23 protein-coding genes and 1 tRNA gene are annotated in these 16,002 nt (G+C 33.3%); 14 read left to right on the top strand and 10 right to left on the bottom strand.

The window, feature by feature from the left end; genetic code table 11:
- Positions 1-35: 35 nt before the first annotated feature.
- Positions 36-107 (bottom strand) — tRNA-Cys (locus R1F52_00435).
- A gap of 52 nt (positions 108-159) precedes the next feature.
- Entirely contained in the window at positions 160-918 is a 759-nt protein-coding gene (locus R1F52_00430) for a TatD family hydrolase (protein WOV93142.1), read from the bottom strand.
- Positions 919-1,005: 87 nt separating this feature from the next.
- Here R1F52_00430 and R1F52_00425 point away from each other — a divergent pair, with 87 nt between their 5' ends.
- The 3 genes from R1F52_00425 to cgi121 all read left to right on the top strand — a co-directional run bounded on the left by R1F52_00425 (position 1,006) and on the right by cgi121 (position 2,660).
- Positions 1,006-1,224 carry a histone family protein gene (locus R1F52_00425; GenBank protein ID WOV93141.1) on the top strand — a complete coding sequence of 73 codons (219 nt, stop codon included), beginning with the start codon at positions 1,006-1,008 and terminating at the stop codon, positions 1,222-1,224.
- A 381-nt stretch (positions 1,225-1,605) separates the two neighbouring features.
- Positions 1,606-1,887: a hypothetical protein gene (locus R1F52_00420; protein ID WOV93140.1), complete on the top strand. Its 282-nt coding sequence runs from the start codon at positions 1,606-1,608 to the stop codon at positions 1,885-1,887.
- A 14-nt stretch (positions 1,888-1,901) separates the two neighbouring features.
- Complete coding sequence (gene cgi121, locus R1F52_00415; protein ID WOV93139.1) at positions 1,902-2,660, top strand: KEOPS complex subunit Cgi121; 759 nt, start codon at positions 1,902-1,904, stop codon at positions 2,658-2,660.
- Here cgi121 and R1F52_00410 read toward each other — a convergent pair.
- From R1F52_00410 to R1F52_00395, 4 genes are all read right to left on the bottom strand, one after another.
- Entirely contained in the window at positions 2,652-3,167 is a 516-nt protein-coding gene (locus tag R1F52_00410; protein WOV93138.1) for a THUMP domain-containing protein, read from the bottom strand. The two genes, cgi121 and R1F52_00410, sit on opposite strands and share 9 nt — an antisense overlap.
- A 2-nt stretch (positions 3,168-3,169) precedes the next feature.
- On the bottom strand, positions 3,170-3,775 hold the full coding sequence (locus R1F52_00405) for an L-threonylcarbamoyladenylate synthase (protein WOV93137.1): 606 nt from the start codon (positions 3,773-3,775) through the stop codon (positions 3,170-3,172).
- A gap of 111 nt (positions 3,776-3,886) precedes the next feature.
- Positions 3,887-4,168: a winged helix-turn-helix domain-containing protein gene (locus R1F52_00400; GenBank protein ID WOV93136.1), complete on the bottom strand. Its 282-nt coding sequence runs from the start codon at positions 4,166-4,168 to the stop codon at positions 3,887-3,889.
- A 71-nt stretch (positions 4,169-4,239) separates the two neighbouring features.
- Complete coding sequence (locus R1F52_00395) at positions 4,240-4,878, bottom strand: hypothetical protein (protein ID WOV93135.1); 639 nt, start codon at positions 4,876-4,878, stop codon at positions 4,240-4,242.
- 84 nt (positions 4,879-4,962) lie between these two features.
- Between R1F52_00395 and R1F52_00390 the strand changes: the two genes are divergently transcribed.
- Positions 4,963-5,424: a hypothetical protein gene (locus R1F52_00390; GenBank protein ID WOV93134.1), complete on the top strand. Its 462-nt coding sequence runs from the start codon at positions 4,963-4,965 to the stop codon at positions 5,422-5,424.
- On the opposite strand, the gene R1F52_00385 is transcribed toward R1F52_00390, so the two are convergent.
- The gene (locus tag R1F52_00385; GenBank protein ID WOV93133.1) at positions 5,421-5,699 is read right to left on the bottom strand and encodes a Fe(2+)-trafficking protein; all 279 of its coding nucleotides are present in this window, start codon (positions 5,697-5,699) and stop codon (positions 5,421-5,423) included. The two genes, R1F52_00390 and R1F52_00385, sit on opposite strands and share 4 nt — an antisense overlap.
- A 106-nt stretch (positions 5,700-5,805) precedes the next feature.
- Here R1F52_00385 and R1F52_00380 point away from each other — a divergent pair, with 106 nt between their 5' ends.
- Entirely contained in the window at positions 5,806-6,015 is a 210-nt protein-coding gene (locus tag R1F52_00380; protein ID WOV93132.1) for a hypothetical protein, read from the top strand.
- Between the two features lie 52 nt (positions 6,016-6,067).
- A complete protein-coding gene (locus R1F52_00375; protein ID WOV93131.1) occupies positions 6,068-6,523 on the top strand; it encodes a hypothetical protein in 456 nt (151 codons plus the stop codon).
- Between the two features lie 30 nt (positions 6,524-6,553).
- Here R1F52_00375 and R1F52_00370 read toward each other — a convergent pair whose 3' ends face one another.
- On the bottom strand, positions 6,554-7,081 hold the full coding sequence (locus R1F52_00370) for a DpnII family type II restriction endonuclease (protein WOV93130.1): 528 nt from the start codon (positions 7,079-7,081) through the stop codon (positions 6,554-6,556).
- Positions 7,082-7,087: 6 nt separating this feature from the next.
- Between R1F52_00370 and R1F52_00365 the strand changes: the two genes are divergently transcribed.
- The 7 genes from R1F52_00365 to R1F52_00335 all read left to right on the top strand — a co-directional run bounded on the left by R1F52_00365 (position 7,088) and on the right by R1F52_00335 (position 13,054).
- Positions 7,088-7,936 (top strand): Dam family site-specific DNA-(adenine-N6)-methyltransferase, encoded by an 849-nt coding sequence (locus R1F52_00365; protein ID WOV93129.1) that lies wholly within the window; start codon positions 7,088-7,090, stop codon positions 7,934-7,936.
- Positions 7,937-8,035: 99 nt separating this feature from the next.
- Positions 8,036-8,704 (top strand): 50S ribosomal protein L1, encoded by a 669-nt coding sequence (locus tag R1F52_00360; GenBank protein WOV93128.1) that lies wholly within the window; start codon positions 8,036-8,038, stop codon positions 8,702-8,704.
- Complete coding sequence (gene rplJ, locus R1F52_00355; protein WOV93127.1) at positions 8,697-9,563, top strand: 50S ribosomal protein L10; 867 nt, start codon at positions 8,697-8,699, stop codon at positions 9,561-9,563. Before R1F52_00360 ends, rplJ begins: the two co-directional genes overlap by 8 nt.
- 62 nt (positions 9,564-9,625) lie before the next feature.
- Entirely contained in the window at positions 9,626-11,482 is a 1,857-nt protein-coding gene (locus R1F52_00350) for an ABC transporter substrate-binding protein (GenBank protein WOV93126.1), read from the top strand.
- Positions 11,418-12,035 (top strand): hypothetical protein, encoded by a 618-nt coding sequence (locus R1F52_00345; protein ID WOV93125.1) that lies wholly within the window; start codon positions 11,418-11,420, stop codon positions 12,033-12,035. Before R1F52_00350 ends, R1F52_00345 begins: the two co-directional genes overlap by 65 nt.
- Positions 12,036-12,119: 84 nt before the next feature.
- On the top strand, positions 12,120-12,431 hold the full coding sequence (rpl12p, locus tag R1F52_00340; protein WOV93124.1) for a 50S ribosomal protein P1: 312 nt from the start codon (positions 12,120-12,122) through the stop codon (positions 12,429-12,431).
- A 65-nt stretch (positions 12,432-12,496) separates the two neighbouring features.
- Positions 12,497-13,054, top strand: a complete 558-nt coding sequence (locus R1F52_00335) for a DUF309 domain-containing protein (GenBank protein ID WOV93123.1) — start codon at positions 12,497-12,499, stop codon at positions 13,052-13,054.
- On the opposite strand, the gene R1F52_00330 is transcribed toward R1F52_00335, so the two are convergent.
- Together R1F52_00330 and R1F52_00325 are read right to left on the bottom strand one after the other, a co-directional pair.
- Complete coding sequence (locus tag R1F52_00330; GenBank protein WOV93904.1) at positions 13,038-14,309, bottom strand: alkaline phosphatase family protein; 1,272 nt, start codon at positions 14,307-14,309, stop codon at positions 13,038-13,040. The genes R1F52_00335 and R1F52_00330 overlap by 17 nt on opposite strands.
- A 93-nt stretch (positions 14,310-14,402) precedes the next feature.
- Complete coding sequence (locus R1F52_00325; GenBank protein WOV93122.1) at positions 14,403-14,912, bottom strand: hypothetical protein; 510 nt, start codon at positions 14,910-14,912, stop codon at positions 14,403-14,405.
- Between the two features lie 145 nt (positions 14,913-15,057).
- Between R1F52_00325 and R1F52_00320 the strand changes: the two genes are divergently transcribed.
- Positions 15,058-15,882, top strand: coding sequence for a class I SAM-dependent methyltransferase (locus R1F52_00320; GenBank protein WOV93121.1), 825 nt, complete (start codon positions 15,058-15,060; stop codon positions 15,880-15,882).
- The last annotated feature ends 120 nt before the right edge of the window (positions 15,883-16,002 follow it).

The raw sequence follows: 16,002 nt of genomic DNA, 5'->3' as shown, positions 1-16,002 counted from the left end.
TTAAAACAATACACAATTCTTAATGTAATTACTAAAGGTGAGGAAGGGAGTCGAACCCTCTTAAATGGGTTTTGCAGACCCACACATCACCGTTCTGCCACCTCACCACACAACTATTTGTCATAAACAACAATTAAATCATTAGATTATTTTATAGTTTTAAATATTATTTATGTCAAGATATGTTTTAGAATTTTTCTCTAGTAGTAGTGTCATATCTTCGAAATTCTTTTTTAATATCTTGGAAGCACAATGAATTACACTTGGAATAAATGTGATATCTGCCACCTTGCCCTCAAAACATCTTGAAAATCTAACTGGACCATCAGTTTCCACTAAAACCTGCTCCTCATTGCTTTTTGCAAGTAACGTTTGTTTGTCGTTAGCATAAATCATTACCGGACCAAATGATACAAAACACCCCATATCCATAATTACTCTTAATTGTTTACTGTTCCCATCAAACCAATGTATGAGTGTTTTTCTAGTATTATATGATTTTAAAATATCTACCACTTCATCTAATGCCTTTCGTGAGTGTATTGATACAGGTAGGTTTGATTTTTCTGCCATTTCTAATTGTTTTGTGAATAGATTCTTTTGTTCTTTTGTCACTCCGCCCTTAAATGTACCATCAAGACCAATCTCTCCAATCCCATGAATCTCTTTGATATGATTTAATACAAATTCTTTGATATCTTCCAATTCTACATTTGTAAATTCTGGGTGAATTCCTACAAATGAAATAATATTGTTATTTTTTTCAGCTAGGCGTACAGTAGCCTCTGATGTGGTCAAATCTGTAGATACACAACATGCTTTGATGTGTAGTCGAGTCATACTTGATAGTATTGATTTTATGTATGGTGTGTATAATGGATCTGATAAATGAATGTGCGTATCAAAAAACCAAGTCATTAACGTACCATTCCTATTTACAACTAATCATTCTATACAATAAGGTTTTACCCCAAGTTTTTTAACCCTGATTATTCAATTATAATTATGGCATCTGATTTTAGTATATTACCAATGTTCAGAATTTTAAAAAAGGCCGGTGCTAATCGTGTGAGTGATGAGGCTACTGATGAATTACGCAATGTAATAGATGAGGTGTCTGCAAATGTGGCAAAACGTACTGTGGAACTTGCAACTCATGCAGGAAGAAAAACAGTAAAGGCAGAAGATGTCAAAATCGCATTCAAGCAACTTTTAAAATCTTAATTTCCATATATTGTATATGAAAATTTTATACGATTGTTGGAAATATAAAAATTTCAACCTTGCAAAATTCACCAATATGTAAATGACCATTACAAGATGACAAGATCACCTACACACTCAACGAATACAATACTCTTTGATTATTGTATACTGAATATGATGTGTCATCTGTTTACAGTATTAATTCTTGTAAAATTGATATTTATTTTCTATAACATTCAAGATATGGATACCTTACATCATTAATAATTAGTACACTTTGGCAGTTATATGTGTCTAGTCTACCCTGTGAATTTTTGATGGATTTACTCAACTGATTATATCATTTATATTTTTCATGTGTGTATAGGTATAAAAAACCCATGATCTCTATTTTGTCTATTGGACAGAATAAAAAAAATATCTCTTGAGGTGTTAGCAGAGCACAAGGATAAATTTGGTACTGATTTTGCTGACAATAAAATTGCTCTTGGGGAGATATCTATTGTGCGCTCTAAGGAACTTCGCAACAAACTTGCCGGATATATCACTAGAATGATACGACGTGAAAAAGAGCAACTGGAATTTAAACAAAAACAAGAATCTGAACAAGAGTCTATGAATCAGGTTGAAGAAGTATCTACTAGTGAATTTAAAAATGCAGATAAACCTGCAGATGATTGAATTATTGTTCAATTATGATCACCGTAAAATTATATGGTAATCTGAAACAATTATTACAAAAAGATTCTATTGTAGTTGATCTTGATGGTAAAACAATTCGTGATTTAATTGAATATTTGGCGAATCATACCGATGATAAATTTGATGGTAAAAATATCATAATTGCGGTAAATGGTACTGACTCTAATGCTTTAGATGGGATGTCTACTATACTACAAGCAGATGATACAGCTAGTATAATTCCTATAATCCATGGCGGCTCTAATTTATCACTTACAATTTTAAATCACAATGTACGTTTATTTCCAATATCTAAAAATCACAAGCTTGATGCTGATTTTATAACTAATATACGAAGACAGTATCCTAGACTTGTAATACAGGGAATATCTGCACAGTATATTCTCGGATTTACTCATATGAAAAAAATTATCACGATATCTTTACACATGAAAAAAAATAAAGCGTTATTGTCAAAAAAACTAGAAACCGACATTCTAATGCGCTTTGCCCTAAATAACCAAATAACTCAATCATTGAAACTTGCAGGTCTGTCTAGTGAATTTGATTTTATACTCATAATTGTAGGAAATAAAATTGATATATCACGACTGAATCGTAGCATAAAAAATTACATCACCTCCACTCCAAAATTTAGTACTATTACAACTATGAAACATAAATTTGCCATATCAAAAAAACACATTGATGCAATTCAATCAACAAACCCTGTTGAGGATATATTGGTAGAGAAGGCCAGTATTTTACTCTGATACAGATTGTCTAGATTTATCAAGACTGAATATATCCCCTGGACGAATCAATGCAATTCCTGTGGTGTCTTTTATAATCTCCACCAATATTATAACATCAGGATGTTCTAGCGATACAGAATTACTGATATTATCTGCTATCTTTGTAATTATTTCTGTGATGGGTATGTCACATTCTCTCTTTTCTACTGTTATTCTATATTTTTGATTCTCATCCATCTCTTTTTCTAATGTTTTTGCAATTTCTGCAATCTCATCGAGATTTGTAGATATGACATGATGTATTGGTATCATTCTGAGACAATATCTTACCGACCAAGGCTCATCGGCAAATATTTTTTTCAATCCTCTTATGATCTCGACTGGATCACAACTACTATTTACGAATAAAATTCCAGACATCTCTGTAATGATTACATCTATCTCTTTACACTCTGTCTGTTTTAGAATTTCTGTAATCTCTTTTTTAGCATCTTTTTCAAAATGTCGTGCACACGTAATAATCAAATTCAAAATAAATCTAAAATCTCCTTTTTTGTTATTGCCCCTTCCCTATGAATTATTACTCTCTCATCTGTAATCTCTACTACTGTAGACTCGGCCATCTCTTTCAATACTCCACCATCTAGTAAAATATCATACCCTGCAAACTTTTCAAGACACTCATCTGGATTTATGAATGGTTTTTGCTCTGAAAAATTTGCACTGGTGCCAATAATTAGTCCTAAATTACCTAGCATCTTTAACAGACATTTATTATTAGGTATCCGTACCCCTATCTTACCATTATGTGATAATTTTCCCAATCGTTCATCTTGATTTTCAAGTATCATGGTTATTTTACCTGGCCAAAATTTTCGTGCAAGCATCAAGGTGCTTTTATCAAATTTTACAATTCTCTCTAATCTCTTGATATTGTCTGCTAAAATTGGCATGGGTTTTTTTAAATCTCTATTCTTTATCTTATAAATTCTATTTATTGTTTCTTCGTTGTATGGATCCCCTCCAATTCCATATACTGTATCTGTGGGAAATACGACAACTTTACCATTTCTTACAGCATTTGTAAAAATATCTGTTCCTTTCTCATCACATTTTACTTTTTTTATTGTCAATGATGGAATAAATTATAACGCTCTAATTTGTTTGTTGTCTGTGTGTGAATGGAAAGACATTGATGGTGAAGATAATGACTTTGAAGATGACTTTGAAGATAATTTAGATGATTAAATTACCAAACCTAGATTAAAAACTGATTTACAAAATATATCATATTCTTCAAGATATGCTTTACCATTTTCTGTAATTCTATATCTTTGTGATCCATCTGCGCTATATGTCTCTACAAGACTACGCTCTACCAGTGTATTCAATATGTTTGTTAATCTAGAGTGAGCAATGTTTGTCTCTCTCATTACATCCCCTAGTGTTCTACTTCTAACTGTCTCTTTGGCAACGCTATATAGTATGTCTCCAATGATTTGTATGTGCGTTCTATGATTTGACATATTGAATCATTGATATAATTTGGTATATTTGGTAAACACAAAAGAATTTGACAACTTGGATAACCCTTACTTCACATATCACTAGGAGTGAATTTGCTTCGTGTGAGTGTAATCCTACCTATAGGTATGAATATGCAGATTAATCCGAAGATTTGAATCATTATGGATATGTAGTATAACACTGATTTGGGAAATACGACAGAGTACCAACCTAAAAATTCTCCTGTTGCAAGTAGACCCAAACCAATTGCAATAATTAGTGTGCCTTTCTTCTGTGCCGTAGCATATGTCATTATGGTCTCAATTGCCGCATATATCAAAAGTATGAATGCGATGGAACGTAATAGATGTTCAACATGAATTAATGCTATGAATAGTGGCATAATTGCTATTGTTCTAAATTGTCTTGTCTTTGGGAAAAATGATTTTATTGTATGTGAAAATGCTAAAAAGAAATAACCTATTGTCTGAAATATTACTCCGACTACCTCTATTCCCCTATTAATAGAGCCTACTTTGAATATAAAGTCTTCTAGTGTATATCCGACCCAAATCATGAAAAATCCTGTAGATATGGAAAAAAATGCAATTGAGAGTCTAAATAATATTGGACTGTTTGTATGTCTATACCCTATTAATGTCATGATTCCAATTGTTACTCCTACTAATCCACCTAGCATGTTTAAAATATTTTCTAGTAGAAATTGCAATGTTTATTTTATACTCTTTGTTGTTATTAAATTGAAGTTTTTAATATGATATACAGTTTAATACTATTTTGAATAAATGAAATTATGACTGATCCTGAATTTAGTAAGAATATTATCACAACTTTGGCAAATCTTCAATCTTTTCTTCGTAAACCAATGCTAACTATGCGTATGAAAGAATTTTTCACCATGTCTGATTCTGAGTGCTCTGATATTGTGTCTAGTGCCATGTCTGTAGGATGTACTATTCCTTTTCATACATTTAGTAGTTTATTCAAAACTTGGCTTGAAGTATCTGCTACACTACCGGAGAATCAACGTCACGATATATTTTCAAGATATGTATTTGAGATATGCAAACGTCCTGATGTTGCAATCAATTTTAATTATGATGGTTTGCTTGGGGTTTTTTTGTCACTAACTAAACAAGAACAAAATATTCTATCTAAAACTTTTAAAAATATTGTAAACACATTAAATGAATCTCAAAAAAAGATCCTAATTCAACTTGCTCCTGAATCTATATTTCGTATGATTGGGCTTTAACCTGATGGTTCTTCTGGATTTCTATTATCCTCATTACCATAATCTATGATATCCCCTTCTGGTGATAATACACCAACGAATACTTTTTCATGTTTTTTAATTACTTTACGGTGATCTGACATTGACATATCTAATCGCATTTCATTAATTACCATTACTTTGTATTCTTTCCACTCTTCCCAACACTTGTTACAGCATGGGTATTTCTCAGTTATAGGATTCAATTCATCAGAATCTGGTATGTCTGATTTACATTTGGTACACACTCGTGCCATAAATTTACAGATTTAACCATGTTTTTATTTCTATTTGTGAATAATTTGAAAACTCTCAGATTTGTGAATATAAAGTAATATTAAAAACAACAACCCTTGCAAATTTATGAAGATAGTATGTGCGAAATGCAAAAAAGATGCACAATTAGAATCCGATTTTAGTATGGTTACATGCGCTAACTGCGATACTCGTATGTCGTATGGTGATTATGTAAAATACATTGCACACAATGACCCAAAATACTCTGACATTCTATCTGATTATTCTGGAAGTACTGAAGGTGAGCATGCCGGCAGCCTTGAGGACTGGGAATAAAGTATGTGTTCTATAAAAATTTATTTTACTACCAAACATATTGTATATTAACATGACACCATTCCGTTTTATCTTTTTGTATGTTATAATCATACTTCCTCTATTATTCATATCTATTCTAACACATGAATTGGGACATATCATCGCATGTGTTGCTGATGGTAGTGACTATACCTTGAATCTGGATAATTTTCCAATTGAATTTGCAAGTGTTTTCTGCCCTGACATAATTTATAAAAATATTTTTTACCTATGGGGAGGATCTTTCTCGTTTATTCTATTCGCTATTCCATTACTATTCAAAAAAATTCGTCAAAATATTTTACTAAAGGCGATACTATTTAGCATATTATCTCTCCAATTACTTACTGCGATTGCTGAAACATTTTTTCATACCGCTTATATTCTGTCTATCCCATTGTTACAATTTCTTCTAATATTACCACTATTCCCTATTCTGATATATTTTCTAACCAAATGTATCAGAGATTGCAAGGTTGAAAGATAATTCAGAACCATAAAAATATGAAAAATCTAACTAAATATTATCATTATTTGTCCATTTTAGAAATTCTACTATATTCATGACTTGTAGTTTATCATTTTGTTGTTTACGTAACCACTCCTCTGCCCCTTTTTTGTATCCTCCACCATCAATTACAATTAGTGTCTTGTATGGGAGTTTGTTTATGTTTTCAACTAGATATGGATATTTCTCATCCACACTACCTGCTGTCTGCTGCCATTTACTCTCTATGACTAGACAATGTGGGTGTTTTTTCGGGTGATATAATATAAAATCGCAAAATAATTTTGTATTGTAAATACTATCCCCTATGTGAACTTGTCTTGAATAAATTGGTGCATCTGCTTTCATATATGTCGTCAAAAATTGGGTTCTATCGATTTTTGTATAGTTTGTTAATGTAGATTCAATTGTATTTTCTAATTTTCCGCCTGTTTTGTTTGCTCTAGAGCCACTATTCATAATTATTTGTATCTGACTGTTATATTTATGAAACACGCCAATAATACACACCCTTATTTTTAGTAATATTATAATCATGATATAATGTCTATATCTTCTAATTCTGATATTCTGCAACCTATTGTCAAGTGGGCAGGTGGTAAAAGACAGATAATATCAGAGTTGGATAAACAGATTCCGTCAAAATATGATTGTTATTTTGAACCATTTTTGGGTGGNTGGAGTCTACTATTCCATATTTTATCAACAAATCCTAAACAAAAATGCCATCTATTTGATTTGAATAAAGATCTAATCACAACTTATCAAGTAATACGTAATCGTATAGGACTTTTAATAAAATCTTTGACAAATCATTATACATCTTACTCCAAGGATCCCAAAAATTATTATTATAAAATACGAGACTTGTACCCCGTCGGTAAGATAGAAATTGCATCTAAATTTTTATTTTTAAACAAGACTTGCTATAATGGTTTATACCGTGTAAATTCTGATGGTCACTTTAATGTACCATTTGGAAGATACAAAAATCCAAATATAATTAATGAAATTATGTTGAGAAAAATTAATCGTGCATTACGTTCTCCAAATATTCAAATTAATTGTAATGACTTTACTAAAATTTCAAAACTTACACGAGCAAATGATTTCATCTATTTTGATCCTCCCTACTTTCCAATCAAGAAATCATCATTTACTAGTTATACTGAACAAAATTTCAACACGGAAAATTTTGATCGCCTAGTTAACTTGTGCGATTCACTAGATAAAAAAAATTGCAAGGTATTATTATCAAATTCTAATGTATCTTATGTATCCAACGCGTTTTCCAAAAAATGGAAAAAACGTGTAATCAGGGTCAATCGTTTCATTAATAGTGACTCTGCTAGGCGGTTGGGTCATACTGAATTATTGATTCAAAATTATTAATCTTCAACTAAATTTGTAAAGACTTTGATCATGTCATAATCCCCAAACTCAATAAATCACTACTAAACGATTTTAAGTGAGTTATAAAGTTAAATTTTATTGATAACTGAACAACAACTTGTCACTGTGATAGATGAGGTAAAATCTAGCATGAAAAAAAGAAAATTTACCCAGACATTAGAATTAATCATGGTATTCAAAGATATTGATGTAAAAAAGGGATTTGCAATTAATGATATTCTTGAATTACCAAAACAATCTAAATCCCCTGCACTTGTGTGTGTGATGGCATCCGGTGATATGAGTTTAAAAGCACGTGATGCAAAGGCCGACAAAGTACTTAATGAAGAAGAACTAGTCAAATTTGAATCTAACAAACGTGAATCTCGTAAATTTATAAATAAATATGATTTTTTTCTTGCCGATACTAAACTAATGCCTACTGTGGGAAAAATATTGGGTCAATTGATGGGACCTAGAGGTAAGATGCCTACCCCAGTACCGTTTAATGCATCCATAGAGTCTCTTCTAAAGAGATTTCGTTCATCGATTAGAATTCGTGTGAGAACATCACTCTCTTTATCTTGTAAATTTGGTGATGAGTCTATGGACACTGGGGATCTTGCTGCCAACGCACTTGTTATAATTAATTCTGTTATACGAAAACTACCAAATGCTGAACGTAATATGAGAAAAATTCTGATTAAAGCTAGTATGAGTAAGGCCATTAAATTAGAAGTTGTGCAGAGGAAAAAATCACATGTATGAAAATAGATTTGATTATCCATCTAAAAAATCTATGATGGCTCAACAAGTAGAAAAACTTGCCGCAGAATATGATACTGTGGCTCTAATTAGAATGGAAAAGGTTCGTTCGTCTCAACTTTTGCCTCTACGTAAAAAATTACTCTCTGAGGTACAGATGTTAAGTATAAAGGTCAGAATAGCCAAAATCGCTCTGAAGAAATCTGGTATTACTAATGTAGAAAAGATGCTTGATACTCTAAAGGGGCAATGTTTACTCATGTTTACGAATATGTCTCCATTCAAACTCAATGTTCTGTTGGGTAAGAACAAAGTTATGCTATTTGCAAGNAGAGGGGATGTTTCAAGTATTGATGTAAAAGTTCCTGCAAAGAATACTGGAATTGCGCCCGGTCCAATGCTTACTGAATTCAAAGAAGCGAAAATTCCAACAAAGATAAATCAAGGTACTATATGGATTACAAAAGATACTATTCCTGCAAAAAAAGGTGATATTATTAATGCTAAACTTGCGCCACTACTCAGTAAATTAGATATAAAGACTGTAGAGGCCGGTATTTTACTAAACGCCGCACTTGAACGAGGATTGCAGTATACTCAGGATGATTTATTTGTAGACATTGACAAATTTAGAGAACACTTTACTCTATTTCATCAAGAGGCTGTCTCTTTATCCATCAAAGCAGGATACATTACTGATGATAATATTCATTTTATTTTATCAGAGGCTGCACAGTCGTCTATGTCTTTGGCATTAGAGTCTGGTTATATCACTGCTGAAACCATCAAACATTTGTTACAGAAATCTCATGGATCAGCTCTTGGTGTGTCTTTAAAGACTTTAGATTATACCGCAAATTAGAAATTTACTCATAATTTTACTCTAAAGATTTTTTACCTCCAAACATTTGCCTTGTTTTATTCATGAGTTTAAATTATCAAAAAATTGTTATTCTTGTCATTGGTATACTAATTGGATTCGGTATTGCCTCAGCTATTAACTATACCAATGATTCATCTACACCAGTTGAGACTTTTACATCAAATACTTCTGTTGTAACAATAGGCATGATCACATCGCTTACCGGTGATCTCTCTTTCTTAGGGTTAGAGACTGCAGAGGCTGCTAAATTGGCTGTTGATGATTTTAATAAATATCTAAAAGACACTGATGCATCTTGGCGTCTAGTTCTAGTCATAGAAGACTCTGCAACTAGTCCATCTCAGTCTTTGGAGAAATTGACTTCTCTTTACTCTGAAGGAATAGATGTTCTAGTCGGCGTTCCTACTAGTGCAGGTTTGAAAAATATGGCAGTGTATGCCGAATCCAATAATATATTTTTATTCAGTTGTTGCTCCAATGCCGTCACTCTTAGTATACCAGATGATAATATCTTTCGTCTAACAGTTGATGCTACCACTCAGGCATCAGCAATATCGTCTGTTTTAGATAAAGATGGAATTACAGTAATGATTCCTATGTGGCGTGGTGATGCATGGGGTGACTCTTTGAGTAAAACTACCTCTAATTATTTCAAAGAATTGGGTGGCATTGTAGATGAAGGTATACGATACAATCCAGAATCACCCGAATTTTCTACCTCTGTATCTTTATTGGCTGAAAAGACACAAGAGTATGTCTCTGAGTATGGTAAAGATAATGTAGGAATAGTTGTGTATTCTTTTGAAGAACTTTTATTATTTTTACAGACATCCTCAGAATATGATATATTAAATGATGTAAAATGGTATGACACAGGTACAATTGCACAATCTGCAATATTAATTCAAGATGATATAACACGTGAATTTGCAACTCAAACTCAATTATTATCAATACTTGCCGGCTCCTCATCTAATTCTATAAACAAACATGTACAATCAAATCTATTTGATAAATTGGGACAGAATCCATCCACTTACGCTCATGCCACTTATGACTCTGTTTGGCTAGTCGGACTTACTATACTGGACTCTGGTTCTAGTGATGTTGATACCATAAAGACAAATCTTCCACAAATAGCAAGTACATACGTCGGTTCTATTGGATATACTAATCTGAATAATAATGATGATCTTGCTCAAGCAGATCATGATTTATGGAGAGTAGTTGATGGACAATGGACACTTTGGGGAGTGCATGATGGAACCGATAATAATTTACAATCTACACCTACACGATCTCCAGTATTGACAAGTGCGATTCCCTCAGAGGTATTGATAGGGGCGATTCTTCCACTCACTGGGGATTTGACTGCCGTAGGTCAAGAATTGCTAGTGGGAACAAGACTTGCAATTGATGATTTCAATAATTACCTGAAAGAATCTGGCGAGACTTGGCACTTGACCTTAATAGTTGAAGACTCTGCAACCAACCCTGCCCAATCACTTGAAAAATTGACCACATTATACTCTAGAGGGGCCAATGTTGTAGTTGGCGTTCCAACTAGTGCAGGTTTAAGGAATATGGCAGGATATGCCGAATCCAATAACGTACTTTTACTCAGTTGTTGCTCCAATGCCGATACTCTTGCAATTGCAAATGATAATATCTTTCGTATGACCGTCGATGCCTCACATCAGGGACCTGCAATGGTCGCTGTCCTGAATCATGATGCTGTCAAAGTACTCATTCCTGTGTGGCGTGGTGATGCGTGGGGTGACTCTTTGAATAAATACACATCTGAATTTTTTACAGCTCGTGGAGGAATAACCGATGAGGGTATACGGTACAACCCTGAATCTCCAGAGTTTTCCACATCTGTATCTTTATTCAGCTAAAAAAACACAAGAGTATGTCTCTGAATATGGTGCAGACAATGTTGGTATTGTTTTTTTTGGATTTGCAGAACTCTTACCTTTAATGCAATCTGCATCTGCACATGACATACTAGATGACGTAAAATGGTATGATGCAAGTCCAAACGCGCAGTCTATTGCTCTAATTCAAGATCCGATTACTAAAGAATTTGTAACCAATACCAGACTTGTTTCAGTAATTGTAGGTGTTTCAGATAATGATGTCAAACGTAATGTAAAATCTACTCTGTTCGATACACTTGGATACAATCCAATTACTTACACGTATGGGATCTATGACTCTGTATGGCTTATTGGTCTTACAATACAAAATACCCAAAGCACCGATGTTGATATTTTGACTAGTAATCTACATGATACGGCATATGCCCACATGGGTTCTCTTGGAAGTATAACATTAAATGACGCCGGTGATCTTGCTCAGGCAAATTATGATCTATGGGCAGTCATTGATGGAGACTGGATACTGTGGGGTACATATGACACTCCTAGTGATACAGTGATACAAAATTAATCTCTCACAATGGGGTCGTTATCCTGTAATTATCCATCAAAGTGGATATAATTTTATATTATGTCATTTTGATAAATCAATATCATGGAATACGTGTATGCTGCTCTAATGTTACATAAACTCAAAAAAGATGTTACCGAAGAGAATCTTACCTCTGTTGTAAAAGCATCTGGCTCAGATGTGAATGAGGCACAAGTAAAGGCACTAGTTGCCGCTCTTGCTGATGTTAATATTGATGAAGCAGTCAAAGCCGCTCCTGTTGCCGCTGTAGCTCCAACTGCTGCAGCACCAGCAACTGAAGGTGAGGCGTCTAAAGAAAAACCAAAAGAAGAAAAGAAAGCAGATGGCAAATCTGAAGAACAAGCTATGGAAGGCCTGTCAGCACTATTTGGTTAAAATTTTAAATATACTTTTTTTTATTTCTACTATTCCTTTAACTATGTGGTGTATCATATTTTAACATGGAAAGATACATGCTACATCTTGTAAATAAAACTTTTACTCCGCAAGATACTCTTTCACTTTTACAAATGGCGCGCAAGTTAAATCCCCATCCTGGTATTATGATTCGAGATTGCCGTGTTGCCAGTAAATGTTTAGAGTTTGATGTATCAATACCTGATGGTACCATAGAGTCATTAATTATTGGTCTAAAATCAATTGGTTCTTTGGATAACTCGAGGTTAATTATTGAATGCGATATGGAAAAGGACTCGGCTATACAAGATGCAAAATATTATTTCAATAATGAGAGATTTTGGGAATGCCATGAAGCACTAGAATGGGTATGGAATCATTCCACTGGTATAGAGAAGACAACAGTTCAAGGGATAATTCTAGTCGCAGCCGCTTTTGTTCATTATCAAAAGGCAGAAAATGATATTTGTATCTCTATATTTAATAGAGCATTAGAAAAATTTGTAAATTCTCCAGTTATTTATGAGGGCATTAACATAGATGTTATGAAGAAACTGGTCACAAACATGATACATTCTGAAATATCTACTTTTCAGATTTGATTAGTTTTATTGCCGTCTCTAATACTTGTACACCGCGTAAAAGCCCAATTGAGCCCTTCTCTCCGTCGCATTCTGTATATCTTGTTGTATTATCATTAGTGACATTATTTCCTGATACTAGCAGTGGAACCGGATCATCGCTATGTCCTTTATTGATACATGGTGTACTGTGATCTGCTGATACCACAACATTGGTATTATTCATATCTAATTTTTGCAACAAAACCCCAAAAAATCTTTTGTCAATCTCTTCGATATTCTTTAATTTACCAATTGCATCACCATCGTGCCCAAACTCATCTGGTCCCTTTATGTGAATATAGATAGCATTTTGCTCTCTCATTGCATATGCGGCCGTTTGGGCTTTTGCCTCATAGTCTGTAAGACCACCGCTCTCATACATCTTCATATCTAGTATCTTTGATATTCCAATTTCAACTGGCATATCTACAATAGATGAGAATTTCATACTATATTTGGTGTTTATCGGAGTTGCCGTTGGATACATATTTCCTGCATCGCGTAATAGGATACAGTCTAANTCCTTTTTCCCTGATTCTCTTCGATTTAAATTTATTTCACTATTTGACATTATGCGTAATGATTCAGAATTAAATTCATTAATCACTGTCGCTGTGAATTTTGCATCTTCTGTATCTTCCTCTGAGTTGCATTTACTAATTTTGATATCATCATGTGTCGTCTTTGCAATACCCATGCCATCAACTCGGGCGTATGCTGGATCTGTATTTGATATATTTGATGATAATCTTCTATTGTTGGTACGAAATCGCACTACCACTCTGTGCCCTATTGTAGGCACAACTGAAACTGTGGTGTTTGGATCTGAGAATTTAATGTTTGATTCAATCTCTTTTGCAATTGTATCTGCGTCTTGTCGTTCAATGTGTCTTCCTGCGCGTCTATCTGTTATAAAATTTTGATTATTCAATGTTGCAAAATTACCACGTAATGCAAAATCTCCATCTTTAAAGTCAATTCCGACCCCCACAGATTCTACCACGCCACGACCTACATACTCGGATTTTTGAAAATTATACCCCAACATGTTGAATACTGCAATATCTGACTCTGGTGCAATTCCCTCTCCGACAGAAATTACTCTACCCATACTTCCATTACTAACTAGTTTGTCTAGATTTGGAGTATGTGCTCCCTGCAGAGGGGTGGTATTGTCTATACTTGGATGTGGCAAGTCGCCTACTCCATCAAGTAATACATAAACCAAACGCATATCCATATTATTAGAAATTATTCATCACTTCTATTATGATGATATCATATATTTTATTAAATCTTGATACCATTATATCATGAATACGATACACTAGGTTAAAATTTTCAGACTTCTACATACAGCGTATAGATTACGTTTCAGGTTCTTATCATACAACTTGTCCATCTTAATTCGAAGTAGACGTTTATTCTCATCACGTTCATCTCCTGGTGGGAGGGATAACACATTGTTTAAGAATTCTGGTAATGCTTCTCTTATCCAACCTTCTAGTATTGCGTATATTGCAGGGGGGATAAAAGTAACCCTTTGTTTATCTAAATTTACAATTCCTGTATAATTTTCATACTCTACTCTGTAGATGAATGCTAGTATACAATTCTCTGGAGTTGGGTTCTCTAAAATTTCTCTAGAACGTATACCTGTCTTACCTTGATCCAGCTTATTTTTCAATCCAACCGGGTTGACCAAAATACCATTTACTCCCAAATCTTGTCCCTTTATCCCTGTAATGGTGCCAAAAATGATGTTAGAGTAGGATTTGTCCTCTACTGCAAAAAATACATGAGATCCTTCTCTGGCGTTATCTTTCTTTTCAAACATAATGTGTGAATAAATTCATTCTATTTATTGATTATTTATATTAATCATGGAATTGACATCACATTTACTATCAAATTTGTATTCTACTAATCATGATTACGTACAAATTAAATCCTAAAATATGCCAAAAATTTGTAAATTTATCATGTATGATATTCAAGATACCTCTTTGCTAGTTACAATACTTCAAGGCAATACCATTCACACGACTCCTGCATGTAAAAAATACCAATCCCTTGTCAACTTAACACCTGGTAAATCTCTGGCCAAAAAATACACTGATTATTCAGATGTATTTGAACAGATTGTAAAGAATCGCAAGTATTGTGTATCTAGACTGGCCCTCCAATACGCAAAACCCAATACCCAATTTGTTATTCTAGCTGCAGGCATAGATGCTCTTTCATTATACCTTGCATCTAAAAGACATGATATCGTCTTATTTGAGACTGACATTAATCTTATGAAGGAAAAAACCAAATTACTTTACAAATCTTCTCCTAAACTATCCAAATTAATTCATTGTATAACTGCAGATATTGCAAAACCAAAATTATTTCATAAAAAACTTGTACAACATGGTTTTGACCCAACACTTCCAACTGTGATTGTTGCAGAAGGAATATCATACTATATTACAAAAAATATATTCTGGAATACCATAAAAACACTCACACATCCTAAACTGGAAAATAAACTAATCTTCGAGCACTCCATACCTGTACGATACGTTCATCCCTCAACTAGATATCTGCTAAGATTTGGATTCGGTACAATTACTAAAAATGTAGACGTTCAACCGTTCACATATTATTCTCATCATACGATTAATGCTGAGGTTAAAAAAATTGGAGGTAATGTCATTAATCATCATACTATGAAGAGCATTGAAAAGTGTAGATTTGGAAAAAATGTGAAATTCACGCACAATAATGATATTGGTATTGAAATTTGTAGTGCAACTATCTGATAAATTCATTTCATAATTATCCTCCATTATGTATCATAATTATTCACTATTTTTTTTAAATATTCAGTGATTAATCATACCAATGATATAATACATTTCAAACTCACCTCACTGAACATT

It is taken from the genome of Nitrosopumilaceae archaeon AB1(1) (genome assembly GCA_033471095.1).
Taxonomy (GTDB): Archaea; Thermoproteota; Nitrososphaeria; order Nitrososphaerales; family Nitrosopumilaceae; genus Nitrosoabyssus; species Nitrosoabyssus spongiisocia.
This window is presented reverse-complemented; position numbering and strand designations above follow the sequence as displayed.